The following is a 17815-nucleotide window of genomic DNA, read 5'->3' on the forward strand; positions in this document are numbered from 1 at the left end:
GGAACATTCAAAATGGCAAAAGAAAAATTTGACCGTTCTAAATCCCATGTTAACATTGGTACTATCGGACACGTTGACCATGGTAAAACTACATTAACAGCTGCAATTGCTACTGTATTATCAAAACACGGTGGCGGGGAAGCACAAAGCTACGATTCTATCGATAACGCTCCAGAAGAAAAAGAACGTGGAATCACAATCAACACTTCTCATATCGAATATGAAACTGAAACTCGTCACTATGCACACGTTGACTGCCCAGGACACGCGGACTACGTTAAAAACATGATCACTGGTGCTGCTCAAATGGACGGAGCTATCTTAGTAGTTTCTGCTGCTGATGGTCCTATGCCTCAAACACGTGAACATATCTTATTATCACGTAACGTTGGTGTACCATACATCGTTGTATTCTTAAACAAAATGGATATGGTTGATGACGAAGAATTATTAGAATTAGTAGAAATGGAAGTTCGTGACTTATTATCAGAATACGATTTCCCAGGCGATGATGTTCCAGTTATCGCAGGTTCTGCTTTGAAAGCTTTAGAAGGCGACGAGTCTTATGAAGAAAAAATCTTAGAATTAATGGCTGCAGTTGACGAATATATCCCAACTCCAGAACGTGATACTGACAAACCATTCATGATGCCAGTCGAAGACGTATTCTCAATCACTGGACGTGGTACTGTTGCTACAGGCCGTGTTGAACGTGGTGAAGTTCGCGTTGGTGACGAAGTTGAAATCGTTGGTATTAAAGACGAAACATCTAAAACAACTGTTACAGGTGTTGAAATGTTCCGTAAATTATTAGACTACGCTGAAGCAGGCGACAACATCGGTGCTTTATTACGTGGTGTAGCACGTGAAGATATCGAACGTGGACAAGTATTAGCTAAACCAGCTACAATCACTCCACACACAAAATTCAAAGCTGAAGTATACGTATTATCAAAAGAAGAAGGCGGACGTCACACTCCATTCTTCACTAACTACCGTCCTCAATTCTACTTCCGTACAACAGACGTTACTGGTGTTGTAGAATTGCCAGAAGGTACTGAAATGGTAATGCCTGGTGATAACGTTGCTATGGACGTTGAATTAATTCACCCAATCGCTATCGAAGACGGAACTCGTTTCTCTATTCGTGAAGGCGGACGTACTGTAGGTTCAGGCGTTGTTACTGAAATCGTTAAATAATTAACTTTTTAACTATAGTTTTAACCAGCGTGAAAAACTGGGGTATTCGGACGTAAGACCAGAGAATTTATTCTCTGGTCTTTTTTTTTGTTTAGAAATTGGCTGGCTAAAAAATAAGCCAATTGGCTGTTTTAGCAGACTTGTTTCTTCGGTATACTTGGAGAAAAAGGTTAGGTGATTTAATGGAAAAAGTATTGACGATTGCAGGCTCCGATTCAACTGGAGGGGCAGGGATTCAAGCAGATTTAAAAACATTTGAAGAGTATGGAGTTTTTGGATTTTCAAGTTTAACCTCGATTGTGACGATGGATCCTACGACAGGCTGGTCACATGAAGTAACTGAATTGCCAGAAACGCTCTTAGAAAAACAATTGATTTCGGTTTTTGCAGGCGGTCCAGTAGCGGCCTTGAAAACAGGGATGATGGGCAATGAACAAAATATTAAAATGGCTAGCAAATACATTAAACAAGAGAAAATTCAAAAAGTCGTGATTGACCCAGTCATTGCTTGTAAGGGCACGGCACAAATTCTGCAACCCAAAAGTGTGGAAGGCCTAAAAAACGATTTACTGCCATTAGCATTAGTGGCCACGCCTAATTTAATTGAAGCGGGCATCTTATCTGGTTTAGGCGAAATTTCTTCCGTGGCGGAGATGGAAGAAGCGGCAAAACGAATTGTACAAATGGGAGCCGAGCATGTCGTGGTTAAAGGGGGACATCGCTTAGCTGGTGAAAAAGCACTGGACTTGTTTTACGATGGTCACACCGCGCATCTTTTGGAAAATGAATTATATCCAACTGATTATAATCATGGTGCAGGTTGTACTTTTTCAGCGGCAATCACAGCTGGCTTGGCGAAAGGTTATTCGGTGTTAGAAGCAGTAACTTTAGCGAAAAAATTTGTAGCAGCGGCGATTAAACACGGTATTCAAGTTAATCCTTATGTGGGGCACGTGTGGCATGGCGCTTACACTCATGCGGAACAACGGATGCGTAAGAAAGCATAATGTTTAGAACTAGAGGAGTCTGTCAAGGACTGGCTCTAGTTTTTTTGTGATAAAGAATAACAATAGTAGGTATTACGTTAAAAGAATGTTCAAATTTTTAAAAGAGGAGTAGAATAGAACTGTAATTGCAAAAAAAGAAGCGGAACATAGAAGGGGTGATAACTTTTCTGTGCTTCAGTTTAGAACGGACTGTGGTGTTTGTTTTGACGAACTACCGGAAAGCGACTTCTTTTTGTTTTGGCTTCAAATGGTATTTAATGGAGGGAATGCAATGTTAGAAAAAGAAACGTACAGTCAACTGTTTAAATGGTCTTTTTCAAAAAAGACACAAGTCACATACTGGGATGGTACCGTCAAAGAGTATGGGCAAGGGTCGGGGGATCCGGTTTTTAAAATTGTATTCAATGAAAAAATTCCTGTGAAGGATTTACTGAATAACGCTTCGTTAACTTTAGGGGAAGCCTACATGGATCGCAAAATTGAAATCGAAGGCGATATCCAAGCGCTGATTTATGATGTGTATAACCAAAAGGATAGCTTTTTACACAATGCTAAATTTATTAAATGGCTTCCTAAAGAAAGTCATTCAAAAAAACGCTCGCAAGAGGATATTCACAGCCATTACGATCTAGGAAATGATTTTTACAAAAAATGGCTTGACCAAACAATGACGTATTCATGTGCTTATTTTAAAACGCCTGAAGATACATTAGAACAAGCGCAAGTGAATAAAGTTCATCATATTTTAGATAAATTGTTTATCAAAGAGGGCGACACTTTACTGGATATTGGCTGCGGCTGGGGCACGTTAATTTTAACTGCGGTGAAAGAATATGGAGCCAAAGCAACTGGGATTACATTAAGTGAAGAGCAATTTCATCATATTCGCCATATTATAGAAAAAGAAGGTCTACAAGATCGAATGACTGTCAAATTGATGGATTATCGTGATTTAAAAGGAGAGTCTTTTGACCATATTACGAGTGTTGGGATGTTTGAACATGTCGGTGCGGAAAATCTACATGAATATTTTGATGTCGTTCAGCGAAATTTAGCGCCTAAAGGTACGGCGTTGATTCATGGGATCAGTCGCCAACAAGGTGGGGCTAAAAATGCTTGGATCAATCGTTATATTTTCCCAGGTGGCTATATTCCTGGTGTCACTGAGCTAGTCGGCCATATGACAGAAAACGACTTGCAAGTGATTGACTTGGAAAGTTTGCGCAGAGATTATCAATTGACGCTGGAACATTGGACAAAAAACTTCCATAATATAGAAACAGAAATTGTTGACGAAAAAGGCGAGCGCTTCTATCGAATGTGGGACTTATATTTGCAAGCATGTGCAGCCTCATTCCAAGCAAGTAATATTGATGTTATTCAATATTTATTGGTTCATCCAGATAACAATGATATTCCAATGCGCCGGATTGGTTAATAGAATAAAAAAGAAAGAATTTGAGATTCTGGTAAAAAAGGAATCTCAAATTCTTTTTTTATAAAAATAGAATGAAAAGAATTGAAAAACAAAACAAATGCTTTTCAAAACAAGAAAAAATTCTTTCAAAAAAACGCAGAAAATCCTTGCTAACACTATCCTTTCATAGTATAATCAAAAAGGTGCTGTTTACAGGAGTGTAAAAAGCATTGGTAGATCAACGATTTGATTTGCCGGCTGTGAAGCGAGAGGTTGCGACACGCTCGGACGCTTTGCCATGAACGAGCATGCCGGATAAATTTTCGTGGAGCTATGTCTACTTTTAAAATAGGCGAAGGAGGGAACAAGATGGCAAAACAAAAAATTCGTATCCGTTTAAAAGCGTATGAACACCGTATTTTAGATCAATCAGCGGATAAAATTGTGGAAACAGCAAAAAGAACTGGAGCTGACGTATCAGGTCCGATTCCATTACCAACAGAACGCTCACTTTACACAGTTATTCGTGCGACTCATAAATACAAAGATTCTCGCGAACAATTCGAAATGCGTACTCACAAACGTCTAATTGACATTGTGAACCCAACACCAAAAACAGTTGACGCTTTAATGAAGCTTGACTTACCGTCTGGTGTTAATATTGAAATCAAACTATAAAATTAAGATGGAGGTGTACTCATGACCAAAGGAATCTTAGGGAAAAAAGTGGGAATGACACAAATCTTTACTGAGTCTGGTGAATTAATTCCAGTAACAGTAGTTGAAGCTACGCCAAACGTAGTTTTACAAGTAAAAACTGTTGAAACTGACGGATACGAAGCTATCCAAGTTGGTTACCAAGACAAACGTGAAGTTTTATCAAACAAACCTGCGAAAGGTCATGTTGCAAAAGCAAACACGGCTCCTAAGCGCTTCATTAAAGAATTCAAGAATGTTGAGCTAGGAGAATATGAAGTAGGTAAAGAAATCAAAGTAGATGTTTTCCAAGCAGGAGACGTTGTTGATGTTACAGGTACTACGAAAGGTAAAGGATTCCAAGGGGCAATCAAACGTCACGGCCAAAGCCGCGGACCTATGTCTCATGGTTCTCGTTATCATCGTCGTCCTGGGTCAATGGGTCCAGTAGCGCCTAACCGTGTATTTAAAAATAAACGACTAGCCGGCCGTATGGGTGGCGACCGCGTAACAATTCAAAACCTTGAAGTTGTTAAAGTGGACGTAGAAAGAAATGTTATCTTAATCAAAGGAAACATTCCTGGAGCGAAAAAATCTTTAATCACAATCAAATCAGCTGTGAAAGCTAAATAAGTGTAGGGAAAGGAGGAACTAAGGAATGCCGAATGTAGCATTATTCAAACAAGATGGAACTCAAAACGGTGAAATCACTTTAAATGAAGAAATCTTCGGAATCGAACCTAATGAAAGTGTTGTCTATGATGCAATCATCATGCAACGTGCTTCATTAAGACAAGGAACACACGCAGTTAAAAACCGTAGCGCTGTTCGTGGCGGTGGCCGCAAACCATGGCGTCAAAAAGGAACTGGTCGTGCTCGTCAAGGTTCAATCCGTTCACCACAATGGCGTGGAGGTGGCGTAGTCTTTGGACCAACACCGCGTTCATACAGCTACAAACTTCCTAAAAAAGTTCGTCGCTTAGCAATGAAATCTGTATTATCAGATAAAGTTGCTGAAAATAACTTGGTAGCAGTAGAAGGTTTAAGCTTCGATGCACCAAAAACAAAAGAATTCAAACAAGTTCTTGCTAACTTGTCTATCGATACTAAAGTATTAGTTGTTTTAGAAAATGGTAACGACTTTGCAGCTTTATCAGCTCGTAACTTACCAAACGTTTCTGTAGTAACTTCTGATAACGTTAGTGTGTTAGATGTTGTGTCAGCTAACAAAGTCTTGGCAACACAAACAGCTCTTACTCAAATTGAGGAGGTGCTTGCATAATGGAATTACTAGACGTAATCAAACGCCCAGTGATCACTGAAAAATCCATGTTAGCTATGGACGAAAAGAAATATACTTTCGAAGTGGACACTCGCGCAAACAAAACTTTAGTAAAACAAGCTGTTGAATCAGCATTCGATGTTAAAGTAGCAAACGTAAACATCTTAAACGTGCGTCCAAAATTCAAACGCATGGGTAAATATGCAGGTTATACAAAAAAACGTCGCAAAGCGATCGTTACATTAACTGAAGATTCAAAAGAAATTCAATTATTCGAAGCTGCTGAATAAGCAGTCCTGAACAATATCAACGTAGGAGGGAAATAAGACGTGGCGATTAAAAAGTACAAACCTACCACAAATGGCCGTCGTAACATGACAAGTTCTGATTTCGCTGAAATCACAACTTCAACACCAGAAAAATCATTGTTACAGCCATTAAAAAACAATGCCGGTCGTAACAACAACGGTCGCATTACGGTTCGTCACCAAGGTGGCGGTCACAAACGTCAATACCGTGTGATTGACTTCAAACGTAATAAAGATAACGTCGCAGCGGTTGTTAAAACGATCGAGTACGATCCAAACCGTTCTGCTAACATCGCGTTAGTTCATTACGAAGACGGGGTTAAGGCATACATCTTAGCACCAAAAGGATTAGAAGTAGGCATGCGCCTAGTATCTGGTCCAGAAGCAGATATTAAAGTAGGTAACGCATTACCATTGGAAAACATTCCAGTTGGTACAGTTATCCACAACATTGAAATGAAACCTGGTAAAGGTGGACAATTAATCCGTTCAGCTGGAACAAGCGCGCAAGTACTTGGTAAAGAAGGCAAATACGTATTAATCCGCTTAAACTCTGGCGAAGTTCGTATGATTTTAGCAACTTGCCGTGCAACAATCGGTTCAGTTGGTAACGAACAACACGAATTAATCAACATTGGTAAAGCTGGCCGCTCTCGTTGGATGCGTAAACGCCCAACTGTTCGTGGTAGCGTAATGAACCCTAACGATCACCCACACGGTGGTGGTGAAGGTAAAACACCAATTGGACGTAAAGCGCCAGTATCTCCATGGGGTCAACCAGCAATTGGATACAAAACACGTAATAAAAAAGCTAAATCAGACAAACTTATCGTTCGTCGTCGTACTAAATAATTTTTTTGACCATGTGTCGTACATTTTGAGAGGAGGTTCACCATGGGTCGTAGTTTAAAAAAAGGACCTTTCGTCGATGATCATTTGATGAAAAAGGTCGAAGCACAACAAGGTGCCGAAAAGAAAAAAGTAATTAAAACTTGGTCTCGCCGCTCTACAATTTTTCCATCATTCGTAGGTTTCACAATCGCTGTATATGATGGACGGAAACATGTCCCTGTTTACATTCAAGAAGACATGGTAGGACATAAATTAGGTGAATTTGCACCAACTAGAACTTATCGTGGCCACGTTGCTGACGATAAAAAAACTAAACGCTAATTTTGAGGGGAGGATATGCAAATGTCAGAACAAATTACATCAGCTAAAGCAACTGCAAAAACAGTTCGCACTTCACCTCGTAAAGCACGTTTAGTAATCGATCTTATCAGAGGGAAAAGCGTTGCGGATGCAATTTCAATCTTGAAATTCACACCGAACAAGTCTGCTGGAATCATTGAAAAAGTTTTAATGTCAGCAGTTGCTAACGCAGAAAACAACTTTGACTTAGACGTTGAAAGCTTAGTCGTATCTGAAGCATTTGTTAACGAAGGACCAACAATGAAACGTTTCCGTCCTCGTGCAAAAGGTTCAGCTTCACCAATCAACAAACGTACTAGTCACATCACAGTAGTTGTAACAGAGAAATAAGTCTCATGAAATAGGCTGTTTTCTTTATGAAAACAGAGCTTAAACATTTAAGAGGAGGGACAATCAGTGGGTCAAAAAGTACATCCAATTGGAATGCGTGTAGGCATCATCCGCGACTGGGATGCGAAATGGTATGCTGAAAAAGAGTATGCTGAATTCTTACACGAAGATTTAAGAATCCGTAAATTTATCGCAACAAAACTTGCTGATGCTGCTGTATCTACAATTGAAATCGAACGCGCTGCAAACCGTGTTAACATTTCAATTCACACAGCTAAACCAGGTATGGTTATCGGTAAAGGCGGATCTGAAGTCGAAAACCTAAGAAAAGAATTAAACAAATTAACTGGCAAACGAGTTCACATCAACATCGTTGAAATCAAAAAACCAGATTTAGATGCAAAATTAGTAGGCGAAGGAATTGCACGTCAATTAGAAAACCGTGTTGCTTTCCGTCGTGCTCAAAAACAAGCCATCCAACGCGCAATGCGTGCTGGCGCTAAAGGAATCAAAACTCAAGTATCAGGTCGTCTAAACGGTGCGGATATCGCTCGTTCAGAAGGATACTCTGAAGGAACTGTACCACTTCACACATTACGTGCGGACATTGATTACGCATGGGAAGAAGCGGACACTACTTACGGAAAACTAGGAGTTAAAGTGTGGATCTATCGTGGAGAAATTCTTCCAACGAAAAAAAACACTGAGAAAGGAGGGAAATAATCATGTTAGTACCTAAACGTGTAAAACACCGTCGTGAATTCCGCGGAAAAATGCGCGGTGAAGCTAAAGGCGGAAAAGAAGTAGCATTTGGTGAATGGGGTTTACAAGCAACTGAATCTCACTGGATTACTAACCGTCAAATCGAAGCAGCCCGTATTGCAATGACTCGTTACATGAAACGTGGCGGGAAAGTATGGATTAAAATTTTCCCTCACAAGTCTTACACAAGTAAAGCTATCGGCGTACGTATGGGTAAAGGTAAAGGGGCACCAGAAGGCTGGGTATCACCAGTTAAACGTGGTAAAATCATGTTTGAAATCGCAGGCGTTCCTGAAGAAGTAGCTCGTGAAGCTCTTCGTCTTGCATCTCACAAATTGCCGGTAAAAACTAAGATCGTAAAACGTGAGGAAATGGGTGGTGAATCGAATGAAGGTTAAAGAAATCAGAGAATTAACCACTGCCGAAATGCTAGATAAAGAAAAACAATTAAAAGAAGAATTGTTCAACTTAAGATTCCAATTAGCAACAGGTCAATTAGAAAACACTGCACGTATTAAAGAAGTACGTCAATCGATTGCACGCATCAAAACAGTATTGCGTGAACAAGCTAACTAATAGTGGAAGGAGGCCAAACGCGTATGACTGAAGAAAGAAATCAACGTAAAGTTTACCAAGGTCGCGTGGTATCAGACAAAATGGATAAAACAATCACAGTTGTCGTTGAAACAAAGAAAAACCACCCTATCTATGGCAAACGTATGAAATATTCTAAAAAATATAAAGCGCATGATGAAAACAACACAGCGAAAGTTGGAGACATCGTAAAAATCATGGAAACTCGTCCATTATCAGCTACAAAACGTTTCCGTTTACTAGAGGTAGTCGAAGAAGCAGTTATTATCTAATAAAACGAGAATTTCCTAATAGATTGAAGCACAAAATCTGAAAGGGGGATACACATCGTGATCCAACAAGAAAGTCGTTTAAGAGTCGCTGACAATTCTGGCGCACGTGAAATTTTAACGATCAAAGTCCTAGGCGGATCTGGTCGTAAAACTGCTAACATCGGTGACGTTATTGTTGCTACTGTCAAACAAGCAACGCCAGGTGGGGTTGTTAAAAAAGGTGAAGTAGTTAAAGCCGTTATCGTTCGTACAAAATCTGGCGCTCGTCGTGCTGACGGTTCTTACATCAAATTTGATGAAAATGCTGCGGTAATTATCCGTGACGATAAAAGCCCACGCGGAACACGTATCTTCGGACCAGTTGCACGTGAATTACGTGAAAACAACTTCATGAAGATCGTTTCTCTAGCACCAGAAGTATTATAATCTCGAGCCCACGTTAAAGGAGGTGCGAAACAGTAATGTTTGTTAAAAAAGGCGATAAAGTAAAAGTTATCACTGGTAAAGATAAAAACAAAGAAGGCGTTGTCTTAGCAGCGTTTCCTAAACAAGATAAAGTTATCGTTGAAGGTGTCAACGTCGTTAAAAAACACCAAAAACCAAACCAAGCAGCCCCACAAGGTGGAATCCTTGAAGTGGAAGCGCCAATTCATGTTTCTAATGTAATGGTGATTGATCCTTCAAACGGAGAAGCTACTAAAGTTGCGTTTAAAGAAGTCGACGGCAAAAAAGTCCGCGTTTCTAAAAAAACAGGTGAAGTTTTAGATAAATAAAAATTGCGGAAGGAGGGCTTACTGAATGAACCGCCTGAAAGAAAAATATATTAAAGAAGTAACACCATCATTGGTGGAAAAATTTAATTACAGCTCAGTTATGCAAACACCTAAAGTTGATAAAATCGTTATCAACATGGGTGTGGGTGATGCAGTATCAAATGCTAAAAACTTAGACAAAGCTGTTGAAGAATTAGCATTAATCACTGGTCAAAAACCACTTATCACAAAAGCTAAAAAATCTATCGCTGGATTCCGTTTACGTGAAGGAATGCCAATCGGTGCGAAAGTAACGCTACGCGGCGAAAGAATGTACGAATTTTTAGATAAATTAGTAACAGTTTCTTTACCTCGTGTACGTGACTTCCACGGTGTCAGCAAAAAAGCTTTCGATGGTCGTGGTAACTATACTTTAGGTATTAAAGAACAATTAATCTTCCCAGAAGTTGATTATGATTTAGTAGATAAAGTACGCGGTATGGACATCGTAATTGTTACAACAGCGAACACTGACGAAGAGTCTCGCGAATTGTTGGCACAATTAGGTATGCCATTCCAAAAATAATATAAGGAGGCGAACTACGTGGCTAAAAAATCAATGATTGCTAAAAACAAACGTCCTGCTAAACATTCAACACAAGCTTATACTCGTTGTGAACGTTGTGGACGTCCACATTCAGTTTATCGTAAATTTCATCTTTGCCGTATTTGCTTCCGCGAACTTGCCTATAAAGGTCAAATTCCCGGCGTGAAGAAAGCTAGCTGGTAAACAAGTAAACTCGCATAAAGGAGGTAAATAGTTCAATGGTCATGACAGATCCAATTGCAGATTTTCTAACTCGCATTCGTAATGCGAACATGGTTAAACATGAAACTTTAGAAGTACCTGCTTCAAAAATCAAACGTGATATCGCAGAAATCCTGAAACGTGAAGGATTTATCCGCGACGTAGAATACATCGAAGATGACAAACAAGGCGTAATCCGTGTTTTCCTAAAATATGGTAAAAACGAAGAACGTGTTATCACAAACTTAAAACGTATTTCTAAACCAGGTTTACGTGCATACGTAAAAGCTGACGAAGTACCAAAAGTATTAAACGGTCTAGGAATTGCAATCATCTCTACATCAGAGGGTGTAATTACTGACAAAGAAGCTAGAGCGAAAAATATCGGCGGCGAAGTAATCGCCTACGTATGGTAATTCTAAAAAATACACAAGGAGGTGTCTCTAAGTGAGCCGTATTGGTAATAAAGTTGTTGTTCTTCCTGCTGGTGTTGAAATCAAGCAAGACGGAAACAACATTACAGTTAAAGGACCTAAAGGTGAATTAACACGCGAATTTTCTTCTGATATCAAAATGAACATCGAAGGAAACGAAGTGACATTCACTCGTCCAAACGATTCAAAAGAAATGAAAACAATCCACGGAACAACTCGTGCAAACTTCAACAACATGGTTGTTGGTGTTTCTGAAGGTTTCCAAAAAGCACTTGAACTTATCGGGGTCGGATACCGTGCCCAAGTACAAGGCAACAAATTAACTTTAAACGTTGGTTATTCTCATCCTGTCGAAATGACAGCACCAGAAGGCGTAACATTTGAAGTACCTGCGAACACACAAGTTATCGTTAAAGGCATCAACAAAGAAGTTGTTGGTGAATTAGCTGCTAACATCCGTGGCGTTCGTCCTCCAGAACCTTATAAAGGCAAAGGGATTCGCTATGTTGGTGAATTTGTACGCCGTAAAGAAGGTAAAACTGGTAAATAATAACAGCTGTGTAGAAAACAGAAGTCAACAACAAGCAACTGTCATTTTATGGGATTTTTCCAATAAAATGCTTTTGTCTTGTCTGCCAGCTTCTCTTTTCCGTAATCTGCTGACTGCTTGAAATATTAGTAGTAAACATTAAATCAAAGAGGTGAAAATTGTGATTACAAAACCAGATAAAAACAAAACACGTCAAAAGAGACATCGTCGTGTACGTAACAAAATCTCTGGTACTGCTGAGTGCCCACGCTTGAACATTTTCCGTTCTAACAAAAACATCTACGCGCAAGTCATTGATGACGTAGCGGGTGTGACGCTAGCAAGTGCCTCTGCCTTGGATAAAGAAATTTCAGGTGGAACAAAAACAGAAACAGCTGCAGCTGTTGGTAAACTAGTTGCTGAACGTGCCGCTGAAAAAGGCATCAAAAAAGTAGTCTTCGACCGTGGTGGATACCTTTACCATGGCCGCGTGCAAGCTTTAGCTGAAGCTGCTCGTGAAAATGGACTAGAATTTTAGGAGAAGGAGGAACACCATTCATGGTTTATATTGATCCAAAACATTTGGAATTAGAAGACCGCGTTGTAGCGATCAACCGTGTAACAAAAGTTGTTAAAGGTGGACGTCGTTTACGTTTCGCAGCTTTAGTTGTTGTCGGTGACAAAAACGGACACGTTGGTTTCGGTACTGGTAAAGCACAAGAAGTACCTGAAGCTATCCGTAAAGCAATCGAAGACGCGAAGAAAAACTTAGTTGAAGTGCCTATGGTTGGTTCTACTATCCCGCACGAAGTAATTGGCGTATTCGGTGGCGGCCGTATCCTTATGAAACCTGCAGTAGAAGGTTCTGGGGTAGCTGCTGGTGGACCAGTTCGTGCCGTATTGGAATTAGCTGGTGTAGCAGATATTACATCTAAATCACTAGGTTCAAACACACCTATTAACGTTGTTCGCGCAACTGTTGAAGGTCTAAAACAATTAAAACGTGCCGAAGAAGTGGCAGCACTTCGCGGTAAATCTGTAGAAGAAATTATCGGTTAAGGAGGACAAAAATAATGGCTGAATTAAAAATTACTTTAAAACGCAGTGTTATCGGACGTCCTCAAAACCAACGTGCTACAGTTAAAGCGTTAGGTTTAGGTAAAGTGAATAGTACTGTTACAAAACCTGCCAATGAAGCAATCAAAGGTATGGTTAACACTATTTCACATTTAGTGGACGTAGAAGAAGTTTAAGATTTATAGATTTGTAATAGAAGATTGCTTAAGGAGGTGCCAAACCTATGAAACTTCATGAATTAAAACCTGCTGAGGGCTCACGCCAAGTACGTAACCGTGTTGGACGTGGTACTTCATCTGGTAATGGTAAAACAGCTGGCCGTGGACAAAAAGGGCAAAAAGCCCGTTCAGGCGGTGGTGTTCGTTTAGGATTTGAAGGGGGTCAAACTCCATTATTCCGTCGTTTACCAAAACGTGGGTTTACAAACATTAATCGTAAAGATTACGCTGTTGTGAACTTAGATACTTTAAACCGTTTTGAAGATGGAACAGAAGTAACTCCTGTTGTCCTAAAAGAAGCAGGAATCGTTAAAAACGAAAAAGCGGGAATCAAAGTTCTTGCAGATGGTGAGTTAACGAAAAAATTAACTGTGAAAGCAGCTAAATTCTCGAAATCAGCACAAGAAGCTATCGAAGCTGCTGGTGGTTCAATCGAGGTGATCTAATTGTTCAAGCTATTAAAGAACGCCTTTAAAGTCAAAGACATTAGATCAAAAATCTTATTTACAGTTTTAATCTTGTTTGTATTTCGCCTAGGTGCGCACATTACTGTGCCCGGGGTGAATGCAAAGGGATTGTCTGATTTAAGTAGCTTACCCTTTTTGAATATGTTGAATATGGTGAGTGGTAGTGCCATGCAAAACTTCTCTATCTTCTCGATGGGGGTTTCGCCATACATTACAGCCTCTATTATTATTCAACTATTGCAAATGGATATTGTACCTAGATTTGTAGAATGGTCAAAACAAGGGGAAGTTGGGCGTAAGAAATTAAATCAAGCTACAAGATATCTAACGATTGTCTTGGGTGTGGCTCAGTCAATGGGGATCACTGCTGGTTTTAATAGCTTAAGTCAAACTGGGATTGTCAACAATCCAACCTTAGGTACCTTTGTGATGATTGCAGTTATTTTAACTGCTGGGACGATGTTTGTGACTTGGATGGGTGAACAAATTACAGAAAAAGGAATCGGAAATGGTGTTTCAATGATTATCTTTGCCGGGATTATTTCTCGTTTGCCAGGAGCAGTCAAAGAAATCTATGAAGATTACTTCGTCAATATCGAGTCTTCTCGTATTTGGCAATCTGTTATTTTCATTGCAATCTTAGTTATTGCTATTTTGGTGATTGTTACAGTCGTAACGTTCTTCCAACAAGCAGAACGTAAGATTCCAATCCAATATACAAAACGTGTTTCTGGTGCACCAACAAGTAGTTATTTACCGTTAAAAGTAAATGCTGCTGGGGTTATTCCAGTTATCTTTGCCAGCTCGTTAATTGCAACACCAAATGCCATTTTACAAGCTTTCTCATCAAAATTCGCTGGTGAAAATTGGTATGACATTATGACAAAAATCTTCAGTTATAACACAGTTCCAGGGGCAATCATCTATACTGTCCTAATCGTTGCGTTTACGTTCTTCTATGCATTTGTTCAAGTAAACCCTGAGAAATTAGCGGAAAACTTACAAAAACAAGGAAGCTACATTCCAAGCGTGCGACCAGGTAAAGGTACAGAAGAATATGTATCTGGCGTGTTAATGAGATTAAGTGTTGTCGGCTCAATTTTCCTAGGACTTGTTGCTTTACTTCCAATCATTGCGCAAATGGTTTGGAACTTACCTCAATCAATCGGTTTAGGTGGAACAAGTTTACTAATCGTTATCGGGGTTGCATTAGAAACAACGAAACAATTAGAAGGATTAATGATGAAACGTCAATATGTCGGCTTTATCAATAAGTAAGAATCGAGTGTTGAGGTTTTACCTCAGCACCATTCTCACATATGGCTAGCTTCATAAGCCGGTCTTTAAAATTAGGAGGAGAATATATGAACCTCATTTTAATGGGATTACCTGGAGCAGGTAAAGGCACCCAAGCAGAAAAAATCATTGATACGTATGGCATTCCACATATTTCTACTGGAGATATGTTCCGTGCAGCAATGAAAAATGAAACTGCCTTGGGCCTAGAAGCGAAATCTTATATCGATAAAGGTGAACTGGTTCCTGACGAAGTAACAAACGGAATTGTTAAAGAACGCCTTGCTGAACCAGACACAGACAAAGGATTCCTATTAGATGGTTTCCCACGTACACTGGATCAAGCAAAAGCATTAGATACAATGCTTAAAGAATTAAACAAAAAAATTGATGCTGTCATTGACATCCATGTAGAAGAAGATGTATTAATCGAGCGTTTAGCTGGACGATTCATCTGTCGCACATGTGGCGCAACGTATCATAAATTATTCAACCCGCCAAAAGTTGAAGGCACTTGTGATCGCTGTGGCGGACATGAATTCTACCAAAGAGAAGATGATAAGCCCGAAACGGTTAAAAATCGTTTGGCAGTCAACATTGAAAGTAGCGCACCAATCTTAGCTTTCTATAAAGAACAAGGCTTGATGCATACAATCGATGGCAATCGCGAAATCGATACTGTTTTTTCTGATGTGAAAAAAATCATTGACGAAAACTAATTTCCAATTGCCCGCAGTTTAACCCTGTTGTTGTATTCAGTTTCTCTTGCCAAAACATAACTAAATATGGTAGAATATATCAGTCCGACTTCTACAGTTTTGTGACATCAAAATGAATAACGAAGTTAGTTGAGAATTTCTAGGTGGGAGCTGGAGTTTCCGCCGTTTTATCGTGTGAAAACGCGAAACAAGTACAAGGAGGTACTGTGCGTGGCAAAAGAAGATATGATTGAAGTCGAAGGTACAGTCGTCGAAACTTTGCCGAATGCAATGTTTAAAGTCGAACTAGAAAATGGACACCAAGTTCTTGCTACTGTTTCAGGTAAAATCCGTATGCACTACATCCGTATCTTACCTGGTGACAAAGTAACAGTTGAATTATCACCGTATGATTTAACGCGTGGCCGTATTACTTATCGCTTTAAATAATTGTACTCCGTAAAACCACAGGAGGTATTATCATGAAAGTAAGACCATCAGTAAAACCAATGTGTGAACATTGTAAAGTAATTCGCCGTAAAGGACGTGTTATGGTTATTTGCCCAGCAAATCCAAAACATAAACAACGTCAAGGATAATTAGGAGGTGTAACGAATAATGGCTCGTATTGCAGGAGTAGACATCCCTCGTGACAAACGTGTAGTAGTTTCTCTTACTTACATTTATGGTATTGGTAACACTACAGCTAAAAAAGTTTTAGCAAACGTTGGCGTATCTGAAGATGTTCGTGTACGTGATTTAACAAACGAACAAACAGATGCGATTCGTGCGGAAATTGATAAGTTAAAAGTTGAAGGGGATCTTCGTCGTGAAGTGAACTTAAACATCAAACGCTTGATGGAAATCGGTTCATACCGTGGAATCCGTCACCGTCGTGGATTACCAACTCGTGGACAAAACACGAAAAATAATGCACGTACTCGTAAAGGCCCTACTAAAACAGTAGCAGGCAAGAAAAAATAATTCCTAAGTGAAGGAGGTTAGAACTTCATGGCAGCAAAAAAAGTTAGTCGTAAACGCCGTGTCAAAAAGAATATAGAATCAGGTGTAGCACATATCCATTCTACATTCAACAATACAATCGTAATGATTACTGATACACATGGTAATGCATTAGCATGGTCATCAGCAGGATCATTAGGCTTTAAAGGAAGCAAAAAATCAACTCCTTTTGCCGCTCAAATGGCTGCAGAAGCCGCAACTAAAGTGGCAATGGAACATGGACTTAAAACTGTAGACGTAACAGTTAAAGGACCTGGTTCTGGACGTGAAGCAGCAATTCGTTCATTACAAGCAACAGGTTTAGAAGTGACTGCAATTCGTGACGTGACTCCAGTTCCTCATAATGGATGCCGCCCTCCAAAACGCCGTCGTGTTTAATGAGCGCCACTCATTCTGAGTTTGAATTAGGAACGTCATTGAACAAGACACTTTTCGTTTTGAAAGGGGTATAGATAAGAATGATTGAATTTGAAAAACCAAGAATCGAAAAAATTGATGAAAATAGAGATTATGGTAAGTTCGTCGTTGAACCATTAGAACGCGGTTACGGAACTACTTTAGGTAACTCTCTACGTCGTATTTTATTGTCTTCTTTACCAGGAGCTGCAATTACGAATATTCAAATCGATGGTGTTTTACACGAATTCTCAACCATTCCAGGTGTACGAGAAGACGTAACACAAATTATTTTGAATATTAAAGGCTTAGCATTGAAATTATATGCTGAAGAAGAGAAAACCCTTGAGATCGATATTACAGGACCCGCTACCGTGACTGCCGGCGATATTATCGTGGACAGTGATGTTGAGATCCTAAATAAAGATTTAGTTATCTGTAGTGTTGCTGAAGGAGCTACTTTCCATGCTCGCTTAACAGTGAAACCTGGTCGTGGCTATGTTCAAGCAGACGAAAACAAAAAAGAAGATATGCCAATCGGTGTACTTCCAGTTGATTCCATCTACACACCCGTTCGTCGTGTTAACTACCAAGTAGAAAATACACGTGTTGGTCGTCGTGATGATTTCGACAAATTAACAATGGAAATATGGACAGATGGTTCAATCATTCCTCAAGAAGCACTAAGTTTAGCTGCGAAAATCATGACTGAGCATTTAGATATCTTTGTAAACCTTACTGACGAAGCGAAAAACGCTGAAATCATGGTGGAAAAAGAAGAAACTCAAAAAGAGAAAATGCTAGAAATGACGATTGAAGAACTTGATTTATCAGTTCGTTCATATAACTGTTTAAAACGTGCAGGCATTAATACTGTACAAGAACTTACAAACAAATCTGAACCAGAAATGATCAAAGTACGTAATTTAGGTCGTAAATCTCTTGAAGAAGTAAAACTTAAATTGCATGATCTAGGATTAGGATTACGTAAGGACGATTAAGACTTTTACGAAGTTTCCAGTCCTGCTTAACAGCAG

General features: G+C 39.5%; 31 protein-coding genes. All 31 read left to right on the top strand.

The genetic code is table 11. The features are described from left to right. The first annotated feature begins 12 nt into the window (after positions 1–12). The 31 genes from tuf to IGL37_RS00840 all read left to right on the top strand — a co-directional run bounded on the left by tuf (position 13) and on the right by IGL37_RS00840 (position 17779). A complete protein-coding gene (tuf, locus tag IGL37_RS00690; protein WP_002356194.1) occupies positions 13–1200 on the top strand; it encodes an elongation factor Tu in 1188 nt (395 codons plus the stop codon). A 182-nt stretch (positions 1201–1382) separates the two neighbouring features. Then, complete coding sequence (thiD, locus tag IGL37_RS00695; RefSeq protein ID WP_033918136.1) at positions 1383–2207, top strand: bifunctional hydroxymethylpyrimidine kinase/phosphomethylpyrimidine kinase; 825 nt, start codon at positions 1383–1385, stop codon at positions 2205–2207. 271 nt (positions 2208–2478) lie between these two features. Next, the gene (locus IGL37_RS00700) at positions 2479–3645 is read left to right on the top strand and encodes an SAM-dependent methyltransferase (RefSeq protein ID WP_002389616.1); all 1167 of its coding nucleotides are present in this window, start codon (positions 2479–2481) and stop codon (positions 3643–3645) included. A gap of 348 nt (positions 3646–3993) precedes the next feature. Then, entirely contained in the window at positions 3994–4302 is a 309-nt protein-coding gene (rpsJ, locus tag IGL37_RS00705; RefSeq protein ID WP_002389727.1) for a 30S ribosomal protein S10, read from the top strand. 21 nt (positions 4303–4323) lie between these two features. After that, complete coding sequence (gene rplC / locus IGL37_RS00710) at positions 4324–4953, top strand: 50S ribosomal protein L3 (RefSeq protein WP_002356199.1); 630 nt, start codon at positions 4324–4326, stop codon at positions 4951–4953. Positions 4954–4978: 25 nt separating this feature from the next. Continuing rightward, positions 4979–5602, top strand: a complete 624-nt coding sequence (rplD, locus tag IGL37_RS00715; protein WP_002356200.1) for a 50S ribosomal protein L4 — start codon at positions 4979–4981, stop codon at positions 5600–5602. Next, on the top strand, positions 5602–5892 hold the full coding sequence (locus tag IGL37_RS00720) for a 50S ribosomal protein L23 (protein WP_002356203.1): 291 nt from the start codon (positions 5602–5604) through the stop codon (positions 5890–5892). The genes rplD and IGL37_RS00720 overlap by 1 nt, the downstream gene beginning before the upstream one ends. A 39-nt stretch (positions 5893–5931) precedes the next feature. Beyond that, positions 5932–6762, top strand: a complete 831-nt coding sequence (gene rplB, locus IGL37_RS00725; RefSeq protein WP_002356204.1) for a 50S ribosomal protein L2 — start codon at positions 5932–5934, stop codon at positions 6760–6762. A gap of 42 nt (positions 6763–6804) precedes the next feature. Then, positions 6805–7083: a 30S ribosomal protein S19 gene (gene rpsS / locus IGL37_RS00730; RefSeq protein ID WP_002356205.1), complete on the top strand. Its 279-nt coding sequence runs from the start codon at positions 6805–6807 to the stop codon at positions 7081–7083. Between the two features lie 21 nt (positions 7084–7104). After that, on the top strand, positions 7105–7452 hold the full coding sequence (gene rplV, locus IGL37_RS00735; protein WP_002356206.1) for a 50S ribosomal protein L22: 348 nt from the start codon (positions 7105–7107) through the stop codon (positions 7450–7452). A 66-nt stretch (positions 7453–7518) separates the two neighbouring features. Further along, the gene (gene rpsC, locus IGL37_RS00740; protein ID WP_002356207.1) at positions 7519–8175 is read left to right on the top strand and encodes a 30S ribosomal protein S3; all 657 of its coding nucleotides are present in this window, start codon (positions 7519–7521) and stop codon (positions 8173–8175) included. 2 nt (positions 8176–8177) lie between these two features. Then, positions 8178–8612, top strand: a complete 435-nt coding sequence (gene rplP / locus IGL37_RS00745) for a 50S ribosomal protein L16 (protein ID WP_002356208.1) — start codon at positions 8178–8180, stop codon at positions 8610–8612. Then, a complete protein-coding gene (gene rpmC, locus IGL37_RS00750; RefSeq protein ID WP_002383858.1) occupies positions 8602–8790 on the top strand; it encodes a 50S ribosomal protein L29 in 189 nt (62 codons plus the stop codon). The genes rplP and rpmC overlap by 11 nt, the downstream gene beginning before the upstream one ends. Before the next feature lie 23 nt (positions 8791–8813). Continuing rightward, the gene (gene rpsQ, locus IGL37_RS00755; protein ID WP_002359348.1) at positions 8814–9080 is read left to right on the top strand and encodes a 30S ribosomal protein S17; all 267 of its coding nucleotides are present in this window, start codon (positions 8814–8816) and stop codon (positions 9078–9080) included. A 57-nt stretch (positions 9081–9137) separates the two neighbouring features. Continuing rightward, the gene (gene rplN / locus IGL37_RS00760; protein WP_002356211.1) at positions 9138–9506 is read left to right on the top strand and encodes a 50S ribosomal protein L14; all 369 of its coding nucleotides are present in this window, start codon (positions 9138–9140) and stop codon (positions 9504–9506) included. 35 nt (positions 9507–9541) lie between these two features. Next, positions 9542–9853, top strand: coding sequence for a 50S ribosomal protein L24 (rplX, locus tag IGL37_RS00765; RefSeq protein WP_002356212.1), 312 nt, complete (start codon positions 9542–9544; stop codon positions 9851–9853). Between the two features lie 25 nt (positions 9854–9878). Further along, positions 9879–10418, top strand: a complete 540-nt coding sequence (gene rplE / locus IGL37_RS00770) for a 50S ribosomal protein L5 (RefSeq protein ID WP_002356213.1) — start codon at positions 9879–9881, stop codon at positions 10416–10418. Positions 10419–10436: 18 nt separating this feature from the next. Then, complete coding sequence (locus tag IGL37_RS00775) at positions 10437–10622, top strand: type Z 30S ribosomal protein S14 (protein ID WP_002356214.1); 186 nt, start codon at positions 10437–10439, stop codon at positions 10620–10622. Between the two features lie 35 nt (positions 10623–10657). Continuing rightward, positions 10658–11056: a 30S ribosomal protein S8 gene (rpsH, locus tag IGL37_RS00780; protein ID WP_002356215.1), complete on the top strand. Its 399-nt coding sequence runs from the start codon at positions 10658–10660 to the stop codon at positions 11054–11056. A 31-nt stretch (positions 11057–11087) separates the two neighbouring features. Then, positions 11088–11624, top strand: a complete 537-nt coding sequence (gene rplF / locus IGL37_RS00785) for a 50S ribosomal protein L6 (RefSeq protein WP_002356217.1) — start codon at positions 11088–11090, stop codon at positions 11622–11624. 160 nt (positions 11625–11784) lie between these two features. Continuing rightward, positions 11785–12141 (top strand): 50S ribosomal protein L18, encoded by a 357-nt coding sequence (gene rplR, locus IGL37_RS00790; protein WP_002356218.1) that lies wholly within the window; start codon positions 11785–11787, stop codon positions 12139–12141. 20 nt (positions 12142–12161) lie between these two features. Then, the gene (rpsE, locus tag IGL37_RS00795) at positions 12162–12662 is read left to right on the top strand and encodes a 30S ribosomal protein S5 (protein WP_002356219.1); all 501 of its coding nucleotides are present in this window, start codon (positions 12162–12164) and stop codon (positions 12660–12662) included. 14 nt (positions 12663–12676) lie between these two features. Beyond that, positions 12677–12856, top strand: coding sequence for a 50S ribosomal protein L30 (rpmD, locus tag IGL37_RS00800; protein ID WP_002356220.1), 180 nt, complete (start codon positions 12677–12679; stop codon positions 12854–12856). Positions 12857–12903: 47 nt separating this feature from the next. Beyond that, positions 12904–13344 (top strand): 50S ribosomal protein L15, encoded by a 441-nt coding sequence (gene rplO / locus IGL37_RS00805; protein ID WP_002356221.1) that lies wholly within the window; start codon positions 12904–12906, stop codon positions 13342–13344. After that, positions 13345–14643: a preprotein translocase subunit SecY gene (secY, locus tag IGL37_RS00810; RefSeq protein WP_002359350.1), complete on the top strand. Its 1299-nt coding sequence runs from the start codon at positions 13345–13347 to the stop codon at positions 14641–14643. 86 nt (positions 14644–14729) lie between these two features. Further along, positions 14730–15380, top strand: coding sequence for an adenylate kinase (locus IGL37_RS00815; protein WP_002356223.1), 651 nt, complete (start codon positions 14730–14732; stop codon positions 15378–15380). Between the two features lie 210 nt (positions 15381–15590). Continuing rightward, positions 15591–15809 (top strand): translation initiation factor IF-1, encoded by a 219-nt coding sequence (gene infA, locus IGL37_RS00820; RefSeq protein WP_002356224.1) that lies wholly within the window; start codon positions 15591–15593, stop codon positions 15807–15809. 32 nt (positions 15810–15841) lie between these two features. Continuing rightward, positions 15842–15958 (top strand): 50S ribosomal protein L36, encoded by a 117-nt coding sequence (gene rpmJ / locus IGL37_RS00825; RefSeq protein WP_002288710.1) that lies wholly within the window; start codon positions 15842–15844, stop codon positions 15956–15958. 19 nt (positions 15959–15977) lie between these two features. Beyond that, on the top strand, positions 15978–16343 hold the full coding sequence (gene rpsM, locus IGL37_RS00830) for a 30S ribosomal protein S13 (RefSeq protein WP_002356225.1): 366 nt from the start codon (positions 15978–15980) through the stop codon (positions 16341–16343). 27 nt (positions 16344–16370) lie between these two features. Then, on the top strand, positions 16371–16760 hold the full coding sequence (gene rpsK, locus IGL37_RS00835; RefSeq protein WP_002356226.1) for a 30S ribosomal protein S11: 390 nt from the start codon (positions 16371–16373) through the stop codon (positions 16758–16760). 80 nt (positions 16761–16840) lie between these two features. After that, positions 16841–17779 (top strand): DNA-directed RNA polymerase subunit alpha, encoded by a 939-nt coding sequence (locus IGL37_RS00840; protein ID WP_002356227.1) that lies wholly within the window; start codon positions 16841–16843, stop codon positions 17777–17779. Positions 17780–17815: the final 36 nt, after the last annotated feature.

It is taken from the genome of Enterococcus sp. AZ119 (assembly GCF_050546175.1).
In the GTDB taxonomy this organism is placed as follows: domain Bacteria; phylum Bacillota; class Bacilli; order Lactobacillales; family Enterococcaceae; genus Enterococcus; species Enterococcus faecalis.

Excerpts from the sequence above, each read along its gene's own strand:
- IGL37_RS00700 (WP_002389616.1), top strand. The coding sequence starts at position 2,479 with ATGTTAGAAAAAGAAACGTACAGTCAACTGTTTAAATGGTCTTTTTCA.
- IGL37_RS00720 (WP_002356203.1), top strand. The coding sequence starts at position 5,602 with ATGGAATTACTAGACGTAATCAAACGCCCAGTGATCACTGAAAAATCC.
- rpsK (WP_002356226.1), top strand. The coding sequence starts at position 16,371 with ATGGCAGCAAAAAAAGTTAGTCGTAAACGCCGTGTCAAAAAGAATATA.
- tuf (WP_002356194.1), top strand. The coding sequence starts at position 13 with ATGGCAAAAGAAAAATTTGACCGTTCTAAATCCCATGTTAACATTGGT.
- rpsS (WP_002356205.1), top strand. The coding sequence starts at position 6,805 with ATGGGTCGTAGTTTAAAAAAAGGACCTTTCGTCGATGATCATTTGATG.
- rpmC (WP_002383858.1), top strand. The coding sequence starts at position 8,602 with ATGAAGGTTAAAGAAATCAGAGAATTAACCACTGCCGAAATGCTAGAT.
- rplP (WP_002356208.1), top strand. The coding sequence starts at position 8,178 with ATGTTAGTACCTAAACGTGTAAAACACCGTCGTGAATTCCGCGGAAAA.
- rplO (WP_002356221.1), top strand. The coding sequence starts at position 12,904 with ATGAAACTTCATGAATTAAAACCTGCTGAGGGCTCACGCCAAGTACGT.
- rpmD (WP_002356220.1), top strand. The coding sequence starts at position 12,677 with ATGGCTGAATTAAAAATTACTTTAAAACGCAGTGTTATCGGACGTCCT.
- thiD (WP_033918136.1), top strand. The coding sequence starts at position 1,383 with ATGGAAAAAGTATTGACGATTGCAGGCTCCGATTCAACTGGAGGGGCA.
- rplV (WP_002356206.1), top strand. The coding sequence starts at position 7,105 with ATGTCAGAACAAATTACATCAGCTAAAGCAACTGCAAAAACAGTTCGC.
- IGL37_RS00815 (WP_002356223.1), top strand. The coding sequence starts at position 14,730 with ATGAACCTCATTTTAATGGGATTACCTGGAGCAGGTAAAGGCACCCAA.
- rplC (WP_002356199.1), top strand. The coding sequence starts at position 4,324 with ATGACCAAAGGAATCTTAGGGAAAAAAGTGGGAATGACACAAATCTTT.
- rplE (WP_002356213.1), top strand. The coding sequence starts at position 9,879 with ATGAACCGCCTGAAAGAAAAATATATTAAAGAAGTAACACCATCATTG.
- rpsQ (WP_002359348.1), top strand. The coding sequence starts at position 8,814 with ATGACTGAAGAAAGAAATCAACGTAAAGTTTACCAAGGTCGCGTGGTA.
- rplD (WP_002356200.1), top strand. The coding sequence starts at position 4,979 with ATGCCGAATGTAGCATTATTCAAACAAGATGGAACTCAAAACGGTGAA.
- rpmJ (WP_002288710.1), top strand. The coding sequence starts at position 15,842 with ATGAAAGTAAGACCATCAGTAAAACCAATGTGTGAACATTGTAAAGTA.
- rpsJ (WP_002389727.1), top strand. The coding sequence starts at position 3,994 with ATGGCAAAACAAAAAATTCGTATCCGTTTAAAAGCGTATGAACACCGT.
- rpsH (WP_002356215.1), top strand. The coding sequence starts at position 10,658 with ATGGTCATGACAGATCCAATTGCAGATTTTCTAACTCGCATTCGTAAT.
- rpsE (WP_002356219.1), top strand. The coding sequence starts at position 12,162 with ATGGTTTATATTGATCCAAAACATTTGGAATTAGAAGACCGCGTTGTA.
- rplX (WP_002356212.1), top strand. The coding sequence starts at position 9,542 with ATGTTTGTTAAAAAAGGCGATAAAGTAAAAGTTATCACTGGTAAAGAT.
- IGL37_RS00840 (WP_002356227.1), top strand. The coding sequence starts at position 16,841 with ATGATTGAATTTGAAAAACCAAGAATCGAAAAAATTGATGAAAATAGA.
- rpsM (WP_002356225.1), top strand. The coding sequence starts at position 15,978 with ATGGCTCGTATTGCAGGAGTAGACATCCCTCGTGACAAACGTGTAGTA.